Origin of the sequence: Bradyrhizobium sp., from assembly GCF_030654605.1 — a bacterium.
Classification (GTDB): Bacteria; Pseudomonadota; Alphaproteobacteria; order Rhizobiales; family Xanthobacteraceae; genus Bradyrhizobium.
Window position 1 is genome coordinate 1 of record NZ_JAURXB010000256.1, and the last position, 12,966, is coordinate 12,966.

A 12,966-nucleotide genomic window follows, 5' to 3' on the forward strand; every position below is an offset into this window, starting at 1 on the left:
GCCTCCTCAGACCGTATGTCCCTTTGCGGACCGGAGGCGACTCACCCTCGATGCGAGTGCGAGGGTTACCCGGATAGGCCGGGCAGAGCCTCACGCAAGGAGGGCGAGTCATGGGTGATTATAGCGATGCTTTCGTGGGTTTCGATACGTCGAAGTTGCGTAATGCGGTTGCAATTGCGGAGGCTGGCCGGGGTGGTGAAGTTCGGTTCTTTGGGGAGATCGAGAACACGCCGGCCGCCACGGCGAAGTTGGTTCGGAAGCTTTCCGCCAAGTACAGGCAGCTGACGTTCTGCTACGAGGCAGGCCCGACCGGCTACGGACTGCACCGGCAGATCACGGGCCTCGGCTTCGAATGCGTGGTGGTGGCGCCCTCGCTGATTCCAAAGCGGCCAGGCGACAAGGTGAAGACCAACCGGCGTGACGCGCTGATGCTGGCGAAGCTGCTGCGCGCCGACGAACTGACCGCGGTCTGGGTGCCGGACGGAGGTCACGAGGCGATGCGGGATCTGACGCGGGCGCGCGAGACGGCGATGCTTGATTTGCGCACCAAGCGCCAGCATGTCTCGGCCTTTCTATTGCGGCAGGGAAGGCCTTATCCAGAGGGCAGGAAGACCTGGAGCAAGGCGCATATGAACTGGATCGCGAGCCAGAAGCTCGAGCATCCACAACAGCGCCTTGTGCTGGAGGAGATGATGCTGGCGATGCGTCAGGCGCAGGAGCGCCTCACTCGCCTGGAGCAGGCCATTGCCGCGATGGTTCCGGAATGGTCACTGGCGCCGGTGGTCACCGCATTGATGGCCATGCGCGGCATCGATCTGGTCTCGGCTACGACGCTGCTGGCCGAGATCGGTGACCTCTCGCGGTTCCGAACGCCGACCGAGTTGATGGCCTATCTCGGGCTCGTGCCTTCGGAGAATTCCACCGGCGACAGCATCAAGCGCGGAGCGATCACCAAAGCCGGTAACCGGCGGGCCCGGCGCATGCTGGTGGAGTGCTCGTGGAGCTATCAGCATCCCCCGCGGGTCGGGCAAGCCAAGCAGCCGAAGGTCGATGCGGCACCACCAGAAGTCCGCGAGATTGCCTGGAAGGCGCAGTGCCGGCTGTACCGGCGCTATCGTACCCTGATCAGAAAAGGCAAGCTCAAGACCATCGCCATCGTCGCGATCGCCCGCGAGCTCGCCGGCTTCATCTGGGCCGTCGCTCGGGCCGCACGCGTCGCGGCAGCCTCGGCTTAAGAGGCTTGGCAAGGGGAGCCATGCCGTCAAGGCGGAGCGCTAACTAACCAGGGAGCCTCGCCGGGGCAGTGGTCCGGCGAACTGACAAATCTCGTGCAAAGGCGGGAGCGGAGCCGCGGCAAGGGGAATTCCCGATCATCCTGTGTGACCGATCGCAAGATCGACGTCCGACCTCAGAGCGGGACAGCCCCAGACGAACCTACGGACATGCGTGAACCCGCGAATAAGAGCTTGTTGACCGACGTCTCTGGGTTCTGCTTCCACCTTTGCACGATCACATCCCCACTCATTCTTCTCCGCAATTCACGGAGAAACCCTTCGTCATGCCTCTACTCTTGACATGGGACATAAGAGGATGAGGCCAGAATGTGTGGCTACCCAGGGACAACGGAGGGCAGATAAAAATGTCAAAAGGCTGCAGCCATATCGCCGGCATCCAGAACGTCACGCCCAGCGCGCTCGGCTGCGAGGAATGCCTGGAGAGCGGCAGCCGATGGCTGCATTTGCGGATCTGCCGCAGCTGCGGCCATGTCGGCTGCTGTGACGATTCGCCCAACAAGCACGCGACCGCGCATTTTCATGCCACCGGGCATCCTGTCATCGAGGGCTATGATCCGCCGGAGGGCTGGGGCTGGTGCTACGTCGACGAAGTGATGTTCGACCTGTCTGGCCGAAAGACTCCACATAACGGGCCGATACCGCGCTATTACTGATATCTGTTTTAACGAAGAATGAGGAAATCTCGCATGCAATGCGCGCTGAAAATTGGTCGTGCCGTAGTCCTCGCCATATCGATGGCTCTCTCGGTCGCATTGCTCGCTCCCGGTCCGGCCCTGGCGCAAGGCCCGCAGAGCAAATTCGCCGAGGTCAACGGCGTCAATCTGCATTATCTCGTCGCCGGCAGGGGCGATCCCGTCGTGCTGTTGCACGGCTTTGCCGAGACCAGCCATATGTGGCGGCCGCTGATCGCCAGGCTCGCCGACAGGCACACCGTGATCGCGCCCGACTTGCGCGGTTTCGGTCAGTCCGCGGCGCCCGCGGATGGTTACACCAAGGCGGCGATGGCGCGGGATATTCATGCGCTGGTCAAAAATCTCAAATACGATCGCATTCGCCTGGTCGGCCACGATATCGGGCTGATGGTCGCCTATGCCTATGCGGCGCAATACCCCGCCGAGGTCGACCGTCTGGTGCTGATGGAAGCGTTCCTGCCCGGAGTCGGCGAATGGAATAACGTATTCCTGCTGCGCGATCTCTGGCATTTCCACTTCTACGGCAAGACGCCGCTGGCGCTGGTCACCGGAAGGGAGCGAACCTATCTCGATCACTTCTGGAACGACTTCGCCGCCGATCCCGCCAAATCCGTCTCCGAGGCGGATCGCAAGTTCTATGCCGGCGAATATGCCAGGCCCGGCAACATGAAGGCGGGCATGGAAGTTTTCCGGGCATTTCCGAAAGACGCCGAGGATTTCGCCGGGTTCGCCAGGACGAAACTGACGATGCCGCTGCTGGTTTTGTCCGGCGAAAAGGCCGGCGGCCCGTTCCTGATCGAGCAGGGCAAGATGGTGGCAAGTAACGTCGAGGGCATCCTCGTCAAGGGCAAGGGACACTGGCTGATGGAGGAAGCGCCCGCCGAGGTGATCCCGAAGCTGGTGGAATTTCTGAATCGCTAGAGCTTCGACAAGAGTCGCGCGCGACGCAGCGCCATCCGGCGCACGAATTGCATGACGGGTGCACGGATGCGTGAATGGCAAGTTCCAGCCGGGAGCCGTAGCATGAGGTTGGTCATATCAAGGGGAAGAGCATCATGATCCTGGGAATGAGTTTGTCCACGTTTGTCACTGTGCACGTCGTCATCAGCCTGATCGGCATCGTGGCCGGCATTATCGTCATGTTCGGGATGCTCGGCTCCAACCGGATGCCGGGGCTGACCGCGATCTTCCTGGCGACCACGATTTTGACCAGCGCCACGGGTTTCGTGATTCCGCCATTGGTGTCCGCAAAGTTTCTCCCCTCCCACCTGTTCGGCTTTCTCTCGCTCGGGCTGCTGGCGGTCGCCTGTTTCGCGCTGTATGGCCAAAGACTTTCCGGCGCGTGGCGCTGGATCTATGTGCTGACCGCGCTGATCTCGCTTTATCTCAATGTGTTCGTGCTGGTGGTCCAGAGCTTCCTGAAGGTCCCGGCGCTGCATGCGCTGGCGCCGAGCGTGCCGCCGGCCGAGCCGCCGTTCGCCGTCGCCCAGGGCATCGTGCTGGTGTTCTTCGTCGTCGTCATCATCGGCGCGCTCAGGCGGTATCGGCCGGTGCCGGTGTATGGCTGATTGCCATCACCGTCATTGCGAGCGAAGCGAAGCAATCCACTCTTGCTTTCTTTGCGCGGAGATATGGATTGCTTCGTCGCAAGTGCTCCTCGCAATGACGCGGAGAGAGCCTAGGTATGATTGAGTTGCCAAAACAGTTCTGACAGGAGTCCCCATGCCCACCATCACCACCAAAGACGGCACCGAAATCTTCTACAAGGACTGGGGCACCGGTCAGCCCATCGTATTCAGCCACGGCTGGCCGCTGTCATCCGACGACTGGGACACGCAGATGCTGTTCTTCCTGAACAACGGTTTTCGCGTCGTCGCCCATGACCGTCGCGGCCACGGCCGCTCCAGCCAGACCGGCGATGGCCATGACATGGATCATTATGCCGACGACCTCGCGGCCCTGACCGCGCATCTCGATCTCAAGAGCGCCGTTCATATCGGCCACTCCACCGGCGGCGGCGAAGTGGTGCACTACATCGCGCGGCACGGCGAGAGCCGGGTGGCGAAGGCGGCCATCATCAGCGCGGTGCCGCCGCTGATGATGAAGACGCCGGCCAATCCCGGCGGCCTGCCCAGGGAGGTGTTCGACGGACTGCAGGCGGCGCTGCTCGCCAATCGTTCGAATTTCTATCGCGATCTGCCGGCGGGGCCGTTCTATGGCTACAACCGGCCGGGCGCCAAACCCTCGGAAGCCATCATCCAGAACTGGTGGCGCCAGGGTATGATGGGCGGCGCCAAGGCGCATTACGACGGCATCGTCGCCTTCTCGCAGACCGACTTCACCGAAGACCTGAAGAAGATCACCGTGCCCGTACTGGTGATGCATGGCGACGACGATCAGATCGTTCCCTATGCCGACTCCGCGCCATTGTCGGCCAAGCTGCTGAAGAACGGCACGCTGAAGACCTACAAGGGCTTTCCGCACGGCATGCCCACCACGGAAGCGGCCACCATCAACGCCGACCTGCTGGAATTCATCAAAGGATGAACGGAGTTCGCCCGGGCATGAAAGCCATCCTGTTCGGCGCCACCGGCATGGTTGGGCAGGGCGTGCTGCGGGAATGCCTGATCGATGCCGGCGTGACAAGCGTGCTCGCGGTCGGGCGCAGCCCGACCGGCCAGCAACACGCAAAACTCCGCGAAATCGTTCACGGCGATTTCACGGATTTCTCGGCGATCGAATCCGAACTGTCAGGCTATGACGCCTGTTTCTTCTGTCTCGGCGTGTCCTCGCTCGGCATGGATGCCGAACGCTACCGGCATCTGACCTACGACGTCACCATGGCCGCGGCGAGGACGCTGGCAAAGCTCAATCCGGGCATGGTGTTCATCTATGTCACCGGCCGCGGCACCGACTCCACCGAGCAAGGCAGCCTGAGGTGGGCGCGGGTCAAGGGCAAGACCGAGAACGATCTGCTCAAGCTGCCGTTCAGGGCCGCCTACATGTTCCGTCCCAACGGCATCCAGCCGCTGCACGGCGTGCGGTCGAAGACCGGCTGGATCAACGCGGTCTACGCGGTGTCCGCGCCGCTGTTATCATACCTCGTCCGAGCCATGCCGGGCACCATGACGACGTCCGAAAAACTCGGCCGCGCCATGATCAAGGTCGCGCGCGACGGATTTCCGAGGCCGGTCCTGGAGAGCGAGGATATCAACGCGATTTAACCGTCGTCCCGGACAAGTGAGCGCAGCGAACGCTGATCCGGGACCCATACGCCGTGACCTCACGTTAAGCCGCTTATGGGTCCCGGCTCGGGGGCCGGGACGACGTATTTTAGCAGACGCGCATGACCCGGGACGCCTGCCACCCCATCAAATAGCCGCAAATTTCAAAGCTTTTGCCATCCGGGGGCCCTTCGCCCTATACTTTGTGCATAGCAAGCAGGATTTGGCATGGATCGCATTCGCATCGTCGGCGGCAGCAAGCTCAATGGCACGATTCCGATTTCGGGCGCGAAGAATGCCGCACTGCCATTGATGATCGCGGGGCTGCTCAGCGAGGAGACGCTGATCCTCGACAACGTGCCGCGGCTGGCCGACGTCGTGAATTTGCAGCGCATTCTCGGCAATCACGGCGTCGATATCATGTCGGCCGGCAAGCGGCCCGGCGATCACGAATATCAGGGCCAGACCCTGCACATTTCGGCGGCCAACATCATCGACACGACAGCGCCCTACGAACTGGTGTCGAAGATGCGCGCCAGCTTCTGGGTGATCGCGCCGCTGCTGGCGCGGATGCACGAGGCCAGGGTGTCGTTGCCCGGCGGCTGCGCCATCGGCACAAGGCCGGTCGATCTGTTGATCATGGCGCTGGAGAAACTCGGCGCCAGCATCACCATCGACGGCGGCTATGTGATCGCCAAGGCCCCCGGCGGCCTGAAGGGCGCCGCGATCGACTTTCCCAAGGTCACCGTGAGCGGCACCCATGTCGCGCTGATGGCGGCGACCCTGGCCCAGGGCACCACCGTGATCACCAATGCGGCCTGCGAGCCTGAAATCCAGGACGTCGCCGACTGCCTCAACAAGATGGGCGCGCGGGTCTCCGGCGCCGGCACGCCCCGCATCGTGATCGAGGGCGTGGCCAAACTGCACGGCGCGCGGCACACCGTGCTGCCGGACCGGATCGAGACCGGCACCTATGCGATGGCGGTGACGATGACCGGCGGCGATGTGCTGCTGGCCGGCGCGCGACCGGAACTGCTGCAATCGGCGCTCGACGTGCTGACCCAGGCAGGCGCAGAGATAACGGTCGACGACAAAGGCATCCGCGTTATCAGAAACGGCGCCGGCCTCAATCCGGTGACGGTATCGACCGCGCCGTTTCCGGGCTTTCCCACCGACCTGCAGGCCCAGCTGATGGCGCTGATGGCCTGCGCCGGAGGCGCCTCGCATATCACCGAGACGATTTTCGAAAACCGCTTCATGCATGTGCAGGAGCTGGCGCGGTTCGGCGCGCGGATCAGCCTCGACGGCGAAACCGCCACCATCGACGGCATCGCCGGATTGCGCGGCGCGCCTGTGATGGCCACCGACCTGCGCGCCTCGGTGTCGCTGGTGATCGCCGGCCTCGCCGCCGAGGGCGAGACCATGGTCAACCGGGTCTACCATCTCGACCGCGGCTTCGAGCGGCTCGAGGACAAATTGTCGGCCTGCGGCGCCACCATCGAACGTATCAGCGGATAGACGCGTATTCCGCAAGAGTGGGGACCGGTTTTGCGAAAGGAATACGCGCAAACGAAAAGGCGCCAGCGGTGAACGCCGAGCTCAAACTGGTCGCGCTCGACGCCGACGATCTCGCGGTGATCTCGGCGCATGTGCAGGATGCCCGGGTGCGGACGTCGGATATCGTCTGGCGGCAGGGCGAAAAGCGGCTGGTGGTCGGCATGCTCCGGCTGGACTGGGAACAGACGCTGGCGGGGGAATCCGCGCCGCGCCGCCTGATCGCGGCGCTGCGATTCGACCGGGTGCTGTCGTGCAAGTCGCGCAATATCGATCTGGAGACGCCGCCAAAAGCCCTCGAGCTCGTGGGAATCGAGTTTCATCCCGGGGAAGCCCCCGGCGGCAGTGCGCTCCTGCTGTTCGCCCATGGCGGGGCGCTGCGGCTCGACGTCGAATGCCTCGAATGCCAGCTGACCGACCTCGGCGACGACGATCTCGGAGCCGGCGATCCCGGCGAGGGGGCGGAATCGGGGCTGGGGGCTTGACGCAAATCGTCATTCCGGGGCGAGAGCGAAGCGAGCGAACCCGGAATCTCGAGATTCCGGGTCTGGTGCTGGCGCACCATCCCGGAATGACGAAGATCCGGGCTAAGGGTTGACGGCGGTTTACCACCGCGCCATTGAGCAGTGTAACGCCAGAAAGCCGCCATGCCCGTTCGTCTCGACCATAGCAGCGCCGATTTTGCCCGCCAATTCCAGGGTTTTCTCGGCGCCAAGCGCGAGGTATCGGCCGATATCGAGGCCGCCACCCGCGCCATCGTCGACGATGTGGCCGCGCGCGGCGACGCCGCGTTGATCGAGGCGACGCGCAAGTTCGACCGGCTCGAGCTCGATGCCGGCGGCCTGCAGGTGACCCCAGGCGAAATCGACGCTGCGGTGAAGGCCTGCGACGCCAAAACGCTCGACGCGCTGGCCTTCGCCCGCGACCGCATCGAGGTGTTTCACCAGCGGCAGCTGCCGAAGGACGAGCGCTTCACCGACGCGCTCGGCGTCGAACTCGGCTGGCGCTGGAGCGCGATCGACGCGGTCGGGCTCTATGTGCCGGGCGGCACCGCCGCCTATCCGTCCTCGGTGCTGATGAACGCGGTGCCGGCGAAAGTCGCCGGCGTGCCGCGCGTGGTGATGGTGGTGCCGTCGCCGGACGGCAAGCTCAATCCGCTGGTGCTGGCGGCGGCCCATCTCGGCGGCGTCTGCGAAATCTACCGCGTCGGCGGCGCGCAGGCGGTGGCGGCGCTGGCCTGGGGTACCGCGACCATCGCGCCGGTGGCCAAGATCGTCGGCCCCGGCAACGCCTATGTCGCCGCCGCCAAGCGGCAGGTGTTCGGCAAGGTCGGCATCGACATGATCGCCGGTCCCTCCGAGGTGCTGGTGATCGCGGACGACACCGGCAATGCCGGCTGGATCGCGGCCGACCTGCTGGCGCAGGCCGAGCACGACGTCAACGCGCAGTCGATCCTGATCACCGACAGCGCCGCTTTGGCTGACGACGTCGAGCGCGCGGTGCAATCGCAGCTGGCGACGCTGCCGCGCGCCGGGATCGCGCGGGCCTCGTGGGACGCGTTCGGCGCTATCATCTTGGTCAAGAACCTGGCCGAGGCCGTGCCGCTGGCCAACGCCATCGCCGCCGAGCATCTGGAGATCATGACGCGGGATCCGGAGGCGCTGTCGGCGCAAATCCGCAATGCCGGCGCGATATTTCTGGGCCCCCACACCCCCGAGGCGATCGGCGACTATGTCGGCGGTTCCAACCACGTGCTGCCGACCGCGCGATCGGCGCGGTTCTCCTCCGGCCTCGGCGTACTTGACTTCATGAAGCGAACGTCGATCCTGAAATGCGGGCCGGACCAGTTGCGGGAGCTGGGACCGGCGGCAATGACGCTGGGCAAGGCCGAAGGCCTCGATGCCCATGCGCGCTCAGTGGGACTGCGCCTCAACCTGTCATGACCCAGCCCCCGCCAGACGAGGATTCCGACAATCGCATCGTGGCGGTAACGCTCGACGAGGAATCGATCGGGCGTTCCGGCCCGGATATCGAGCACGAGCGGGCGATCGCGATCTACGATCTGGTGGAGAAAAACCTGTTCGCGCCCGAGGGCGCCGACAACGGGCCGTTCACCCTGCATATCGGCATCACCGGCAACCGGCTGATGTTCGACATCCGCCGCGAGGACGGCACGCCCGTGGTGGCGCATCTGTTGTCGCTGACGCCGTTCCGGCGGATCGTGAAGGACTATTTCATGATCTGCGACAGCTATTACCAGGCGATCCGTACCGCCACCCCGGACAAGATCGAGGCCATCGACATGGGCCGCCGCGGCATTCACGACGAGGGCTCGCGCACCCTGCAGGAACGGCTGAAGGGCAAGGTGCGGCTCGATTTCGAAACCGCCCGCCGGCTGTTTACGCTGATCACCGTTCTGCACTGGAAGGGTTAGTCTCCCATGGAGACGCCGCGCGCGCGCACCCCGCAGGCCGTGCTGTTCGCGTGCGGTCTCAACAGCGTGCGCTCGCCGATGGCCGCAAGTCTGCTGCAGCAGATGTTTCCCCACGCGCTCTACGTCAAATCCGCCGGCGTCCGCAAGGGCGAGCTCGATCCGTTCGCGGTCGCGGTGATGGCGGAACTGGGCCAGGACATATCGGAACACAAGCCGACCACCTTCGAGGAACTCGACGACTGGGAAGGGCTGAATTTCGACCTCATCATCACGCTGTCGCCCGAAGCGCACCACAAGGCGCTGGAACTGACCCGCACAGTGGCGGCCGACGTCGAATATTGGCCGACCCACGATCCCACCGGCGCCGAAGGCAATCGCGAGCAGAAGCTGCAGGCCTACCGCGAGGTCTGCGACACCCTGCTGCTGCGGATCCGCAAGCGGTTTTCCAAGGTCGGTGCGGCGAGCGGGTGAGTTCTTCCCTCTCCCGCACTTGCGGGGGAGGGTGCCGAGCGCCAGCGAGGCGGGTGGGGGCTCTCTCCGCGAGTTCCGAAGCCGAGACAGCCCCCACCCCAGCCCTCCCCCGCAAGAGCGGGAGAGGGGGCACACCGAGCGTGGTTGTCTCCCCCAGCCCCTTCCGATAGGTTCCGCGCAAATTTCGCCCCGCCCTCCCGCCGACGAATCCCCGCATGCTAGGCCGCCCCAAATTCGTTCTCGCCTCCGGTTCGCCGCGTCGGCTCAGCCTGCTCAACCAGGCCGGCATCGAGCCCGATGCGCTGCGTCCGGCCGATGTCGACGAGACCCCGAAGCGGGGTGAGCTGCCGCGCGCCTGCGCCAACCGGCTGGCCCGCGCCAAGGCCGACGCCGCGCTCAAATCGGTGCAGCTCGACGACGAATTGCGCGGCGCCTTCATCCTCGCCGCCGATACCGTGGTCGCGGTCGGCCGCCGCATCCTGCCCAAGGCCAATTTGGTCGACGAGGCCTCGCAATGCCTGCGGCTGCTGTCCGGGCGCAACCACCGGGTCTACACCGCGATCTGCCTGGTGACGCCGAAGCAGGCCTTCCGCCAGCGCCTGATCGAGACCAGGGTGCGCTTCAAGCGCCTCAGCGAGGACGATATCCAAGCCTATATCGGCTCCGGCGAATGGCGCGGCAAGGCCGGCGGCTACGCCGTGCAGGGCATCGCCGGCTCGTTCGTGGTCAAGATGGTCGGCTCCTACACCAATATCGTCGGCCTGCCGCTCTACGAGACGGTCACCCTGCTCGGCGGCGAGGGTTTTCCGATCCGCTTCGGCTGGATCAATGCCAGCTGAGCCGCCCAAACCGGGCGCTCCCGGCCCGGGGGCAGCAAAGAAGTGCCCGATCTGCGGCAAGCCGGCCCATGAGGCCTCCAAACCGTTCTGCTCCGAGCGCTGCCGCGACGTCGACCTGAACCGCTGGCTGTCGGGCTCCTACGTGGTTCCAGGCCGGCCGGAGGCCGACGAAGAGGCCGATTAGCAAAATATCGAAAACAACCCCATGCACAGATAGGATGTCGTTTGCCGACATGGGGATGACGGACGCCAGCCGCCCGGCATTCACCCCGTCAGCGATGCCGGTGAAATCGTCAATTTACGTTGTTTTCCAGCCATTTGACGGCACAGGCGAAGCCGGGCCCGCCACGCCGTAGCCGAAGGCGAAGGCGGGTGGACACAGCCCCCCGGCCTGACTATAAACCGGCGCTCCCGGGCCATTGCCGGGCAGTGCCCGGGTAGCTCAGTTGGTAGAGCATGCGACTGAAAATCGCAGTGTCGGTGGTTCGATCCCGCCCCCGGGCACCATTTTGGAACGACTGGTTGTCTCCTCCTTCGACGACGCTGCGTTTCGTTGCGCGTCGCCCGAGCCGAGGTGTAATCTTAAGTCATGAAACAGCCGATCATCTCACGCAGCCCTGACATCATGGGCGGCTCCGCCGTATTTCACGGGACGAGAGTTCCGGTGCAGACCTTGCTCGACTATCTCGAAGCCGGCGAGTCGATTGACGATTTCCTCGAAGGGTTTCCGTCGGTGACGCGGGAGCAGGTTATCGCGTTCCTGGAGGAGGCCAGGGCGCGAGTGGTTGACGCAGCCTCGTGAGGATTCTGATCGACGAATGCGTCGATTGGCGGCTCGCCCGCGATATCCCCGGACATAGCGTCAAGACCGCCCGCCAGATGGGCTGGACGACCATCAAGAACGGAGAATTGCTGGCGCTCGCCGCAGCCGAATTCGATATTTTTGTTACGGTGGATCGGAACCCGTCTTTTCAACAGAACCTGGGCTCGTACCCGCTCGCGGTGATCGTGCTTGCCGCGACGTCCAATCGGCTTGCCGATTTGCAGCCGCTGCTACCGAAACTGCTGGCGGCCATCGGACGCGCGCAACCTGGCACGGCCGAATTCATTGGCGCAGATTAGGGAAAAGCACAGGTATCAGACGTGACCAAGTGAGTGCACCGTCATCGTAATTCCGCTAAAGAGGTCGAGGCGGATGAGACCGAGAAGGGCGCAAATCGCGCGTTTGAAAACCGGCCTTGGCGATGACTTGCACCACGCCGGGGTTTTCATTGAGGATCGCCCGTTCGGCGGTCTCGATCGGGCAGCGGGCGAGCACCGACAGGGCCATTGCCGCCTGTTCGAAGTCTTGCGCGCTCGGCCTTGTGAACGCTTCCTTCGCCGAGGTCATGCCAGTTGCGGTGACAGTGCACTAAACATTCCCCCTGATTGGGCCCACTGACTCCAGAACTCCTGAAACACCGCTCTCACGCCGCCTTGTACGAGGTGATCTTCCTGATCTGCGGCGCGAGCACGTCTTCGGCGGTTTCGAGATCGAAGCGCGCCTGGATGTTCATCCAGAACGCGGCGCCGGTCTTGAAGAATTTGCCGAGCCGCAGCGCGGTGTCGGCGGTAACGGGCTTTTCCTCGCGCGCGATGCGTTCGATCCGGGTGCGCGGCACGTTCAGCGCGGCGGCGACCGCGTAGGGTGTCAGCTTGAGCGGAACGAGAAATTCTTCCCGCAGGATTTCACCGGGATGAACCGGCGGAAGTTTCTTTGCCATGTGCAAACGCCTCATCGGTGGCCATAATCGGCCGGTTTTGGCTAGTGATAGTCAATTATCTCCACGTCTTCGGGACCTGTATCGCTCCATCTGAAAACGACGCGCCATTGATCGTTGATGCGGATCGAGTGCTTACCCGCCAAATCGCCCTTGAGAGCTTCAAGGCGGTTTCCGGGAGGCGACTTCAAGGCCTCGAGAAAGGTGGCAGCGTCCACCATAATCAGTTTCCGGCGAGCCACCTTGGCGAGATTTGCCGGGAAACCTTTCGGGACCATGCGGCCCTGAAGGATCGGTTCGGCAAACCTCCCCTTGAAGCTCCTGATCATGAGCAATACGTATCTCGTTGAGATACGTATTGCAAGGCTTTCGTATCTCGATGAGAAGCCATCGGCGAGCCGCGCGGCTGTGCCGCCAGCATAATGACGCGAATGTCCTGGCGATGGGCGGACGGACGATCGGCGACGCGGTTGCAAGAGGCATCGACCTCAAGGGTTCATTTCGCCGGGATGTATCGGCGGAAGATTTTTGCCATGCGCGAACGCTCGTCCACGTCGCTACCTCTCATGCCGGCTTGCTTCTCGGAGACGTTGCCAATCCAAGGAATACCAGCACGGAATTACGGTGACAGCGCACTAAACATTCCGCCTCATTAAGTGCACTGTCACCGCAATTTCCTCATCAAACTGCTGGAGCA

Annotated in this window: 19 protein-coding genes and 1 tRNA gene; 17 read left to right on the forward strand and 3 right to left on the reverse strand. The window is 63.7% G+C overall.

All coding sequences use genetic code 11. The features are described from left to right. The first annotated feature begins 110 nt into the window (after positions 1-110). The 16 genes from Q7U29_RS22785 (at position 111) to Q7U29_RS22860 (ending at position 11,631) form a co-directional block, all read left to right on the forward strand. On the forward strand, positions 111-1,235 hold the full coding sequence (locus tag Q7U29_RS22785) for an IS110 family transposase (protein ID WP_304745046.1): 1,125 nt from the start codon (positions 111-113) through the stop codon (positions 1,233-1,235). 404 nt (positions 1,236-1,639) lie between these two features. Then, entirely contained in the window at positions 1,640-1,948 is a 309-nt protein-coding gene (locus tag Q7U29_RS22790) for a UBP-type zinc finger domain-containing protein (RefSeq protein ID WP_304745048.1), read from the forward strand. Between the two features lie 81 nt (positions 1,949-2,029). Next, complete coding sequence (locus Q7U29_RS22795) at positions 2,030-2,908, forward strand: alpha/beta fold hydrolase (RefSeq protein WP_304745050.1); 879 nt, start codon at positions 2,030-2,032, stop codon at positions 2,906-2,908. 134 nt (positions 2,909-3,042) lie between these two features. Further along, a complete protein-coding gene (locus Q7U29_RS22800) occupies positions 3,043-3,555 on the forward strand; it encodes a hypothetical protein (RefSeq protein ID WP_304745052.1) in 513 nt (170 codons plus the stop codon). A gap of 154 nt (positions 3,556-3,709) precedes the next feature. After that, positions 3,710-4,534, forward strand: a complete 825-nt coding sequence (locus tag Q7U29_RS22805) for an alpha/beta fold hydrolase (protein WP_304745054.1) — start codon at positions 3,710-3,712, stop codon at positions 4,532-4,534. A gap of 17 nt (positions 4,535-4,551) precedes the next feature. Next, positions 4,552-5,211 (forward strand): NAD(P)H-binding protein, encoded by a 660-nt coding sequence (locus Q7U29_RS22810; protein ID WP_304745133.1) that lies wholly within the window; start codon positions 4,552-4,554, stop codon positions 5,209-5,211. Between the two features lie 228 nt (positions 5,212-5,439). After that, the gene (murA, locus tag Q7U29_RS22815) at positions 5,440-6,729 is read left to right on the forward strand and encodes a UDP-N-acetylglucosamine 1-carboxyvinyltransferase (protein ID WP_304745056.1); all 1,290 of its coding nucleotides are present in this window, start codon (positions 5,440-5,442) and stop codon (positions 6,727-6,729) included. A 68-nt stretch (positions 6,730-6,797) separates the two neighbouring features. After that, entirely contained in the window at positions 6,798-7,250 is a 453-nt protein-coding gene (locus Q7U29_RS22820; protein ID WP_304745058.1) for a DUF2948 family protein, read from the forward strand. 162 nt (positions 7,251-7,412) lie between these two features. After that, positions 7,413-8,708: a histidinol dehydrogenase gene (hisD, locus tag Q7U29_RS22825; protein ID WP_304745060.1), complete on the forward strand. Its 1,296-nt coding sequence runs from the start codon at positions 7,413-7,415 to the stop codon at positions 8,706-8,708. Next, the gene (locus tag Q7U29_RS22830; protein ID WP_304745062.1) at positions 8,705-9,199 is read left to right on the forward strand and encodes a UPF0262 family protein; all 495 of its coding nucleotides are present in this window, start codon (positions 8,705-8,707) and stop codon (positions 9,197-9,199) included. Before hisD ends, Q7U29_RS22830 begins: the two co-directional genes overlap by 4 nt. Positions 9,200-9,205: 6 nt before the next feature. Further along, on the forward strand, positions 9,206-9,670 hold the full coding sequence (locus Q7U29_RS22835; RefSeq protein ID WP_304745064.1) for a low molecular weight phosphatase family protein: 465 nt from the start codon (positions 9,206-9,208) through the stop codon (positions 9,668-9,670). A gap of 215 nt (positions 9,671-9,885) precedes the next feature. Continuing rightward, complete coding sequence (locus tag Q7U29_RS22840; protein ID WP_304745066.1) at positions 9,886-10,509, forward strand: Maf-like protein; 624 nt, start codon at positions 9,886-9,888, stop codon at positions 10,507-10,509. After that, entirely contained in the window at positions 10,499-10,693 is a 195-nt protein-coding gene (gene yacG, locus Q7U29_RS22845) for a DNA gyrase inhibitor YacG (protein ID WP_304745067.1), read from the forward strand. The genes Q7U29_RS22840 and yacG overlap by 11 nt, the downstream gene beginning before the upstream one ends. A gap of 247 nt (positions 10,694-10,940) precedes the next feature. Further along, positions 10,941-11,016, forward strand: a tRNA-Phe gene (locus tag Q7U29_RS22850). An 82-nt stretch (positions 11,017-11,098) separates the two neighbouring features. Continuing rightward, the gene (locus tag Q7U29_RS22855) at positions 11,099-11,311 is read left to right on the forward strand and encodes a DUF433 domain-containing protein (protein WP_304745069.1); all 213 of its coding nucleotides are present in this window, start codon (positions 11,099-11,101) and stop codon (positions 11,309-11,311) included. Continuing rightward, positions 11,308-11,631: a DUF5615 family PIN-like protein gene (locus Q7U29_RS22860; protein ID WP_304745071.1), complete on the forward strand. Its 324-nt coding sequence runs from the start codon at positions 11,308-11,310 to the stop codon at positions 11,629-11,631. Before Q7U29_RS22855 ends, Q7U29_RS22860 begins: the two co-directional genes overlap by 4 nt. Before the next feature lie 55 nt (positions 11,632-11,686). Here the strand turns inward: Q7U29_RS22860 and Q7U29_RS22865 are convergent, their stop codons facing one another. The 3 genes from Q7U29_RS22865 to Q7U29_RS22875 form a co-directional block, all read right to left on the reverse strand. Next, positions 11,687-11,899, reverse strand: a complete 213-nt coding sequence (locus Q7U29_RS22865; protein ID WP_304745073.1) for a hypothetical protein — start codon at positions 11,897-11,899, stop codon at positions 11,687-11,689. Between the two features lie 76 nt (positions 11,900-11,975). Then, positions 11,976-12,272: a HigA family addiction module antitoxin gene (locus tag Q7U29_RS22870; protein WP_304745075.1), complete on the reverse strand. Its 297-nt coding sequence runs from the start codon at positions 12,270-12,272 to the stop codon at positions 11,976-11,978. Positions 12,273-12,313: 41 nt separating this feature from the next. After that, positions 12,314-12,598, reverse strand: coding sequence for a type II toxin-antitoxin system RelE/ParE family toxin (locus Q7U29_RS22875; protein WP_304745076.1), 285 nt, complete (start codon positions 12,596-12,598; stop codon positions 12,314-12,316). A gap of 29 nt (positions 12,599-12,627) precedes the next feature. Here Q7U29_RS22875 and Q7U29_RS27735 point away from each other — a divergent pair, with 29 nt between their 5' ends. Beyond that, complete coding sequence (locus Q7U29_RS27735) at positions 12,628-12,897, forward strand: RpiB/LacA/LacB family sugar-phosphate isomerase (protein ID WP_370691812.1); 270 nt, start codon at positions 12,628-12,630, stop codon at positions 12,895-12,897. The last annotated feature ends 69 nt before the right edge of the window (positions 12,898-12,966 follow it).

What these genes read in the sequence shown, in the direction of transcription:
- hisD (WP_304745060.1), top strand. Translation starts at nt 7,413, where the DNA reads ATGCCCGTTCGTCTCGACCATAGCAGCGCCGATTTTGCCCGCCAATTC.
- Q7U29_RS22835 (WP_304745064.1), top strand. Translation starts at nt 9,206, where the DNA reads ATGGAGACGCCGCGCGCGCGCACCCCGCAGGCCGTGCTGTTCGCGTGC.
- Q7U29_RS22875 (WP_304745076.1), bottom strand. Translation starts at nt 12,598, where the DNA reads ATGATCAGGAGCTTCAAGGGGAGGTTTGCCGAACCGATCCTTCAGGGC.
- Q7U29_RS22830 (WP_304745062.1), top strand. Translation starts at nt 8,705, where the DNA reads ATGACCCAGCCCCCGCCAGACGAGGATTCCGACAATCGCATCGTGGCG.
- Q7U29_RS22805 (WP_304745054.1), top strand. Translation starts at nt 3,710, where the DNA reads ATGCCCACCATCACCACCAAAGACGGCACCGAAATCTTCTACAAGGAC.
- Q7U29_RS22800 (WP_304745052.1), top strand. Translation starts at nt 3,043, where the DNA reads ATGATCCTGGGAATGAGTTTGTCCACGTTTGTCACTGTGCACGTCGTC.
- Q7U29_RS22795 (WP_304745050.1), top strand. Translation starts at nt 2,030, where the DNA reads ATGGCTCTCTCGGTCGCATTGCTCGCTCCCGGTCCGGCCCTGGCGCAA.
- yacG (WP_304745067.1), top strand. Translation starts at nt 10,499, where the DNA reads ATGCCAGCTGAGCCGCCCAAACCGGGCGCTCCCGGCCCGGGGGCAGCA.
- Q7U29_RS22840 (WP_304745066.1), top strand. Translation starts at nt 9,886, where the DNA reads ATGCTAGGCCGCCCCAAATTCGTTCTCGCCTCCGGTTCGCCGCGTCGG.
- Q7U29_RS22790 (WP_304745048.1), top strand. Translation starts at nt 1,640, where the DNA reads ATGTCAAAAGGCTGCAGCCATATCGCCGGCATCCAGAACGTCACGCCC.
- Q7U29_RS22865 (WP_304745073.1), bottom strand. Translation starts at nt 11,899, where the DNA reads ATGACCTCGGCGAAGGAAGCGTTCACAAGGCCGAGCGCGCAAGACTTC.
- Q7U29_RS22785 (WP_304745046.1), top strand. Translation starts at nt 111, where the DNA reads ATGGGTGATTATAGCGATGCTTTCGTGGGTTTCGATACGTCGAAGTTG.
- Q7U29_RS22810 (WP_304745133.1), top strand. Translation starts at nt 4,552, where the DNA reads ATGAAAGCCATCCTGTTCGGCGCCACCGGCATGGTTGGGCAGGGCGTG.
- Q7U29_RS22870 (WP_304745075.1), bottom strand. Translation starts at nt 12,272, where the DNA reads ATGGCAAAGAAACTTCCGCCGGTTCATCCCGGTGAAATCCTGCGGGAA.
- Q7U29_RS22855 (WP_304745069.1), top strand. Translation starts at nt 11,099, where the DNA reads ATGAAACAGCCGATCATCTCACGCAGCCCTGACATCATGGGCGGCTCC.
- murA (WP_304745056.1), top strand. Translation starts at nt 5,440, where the DNA reads ATGGATCGCATTCGCATCGTCGGCGGCAGCAAGCTCAATGGCACGATT.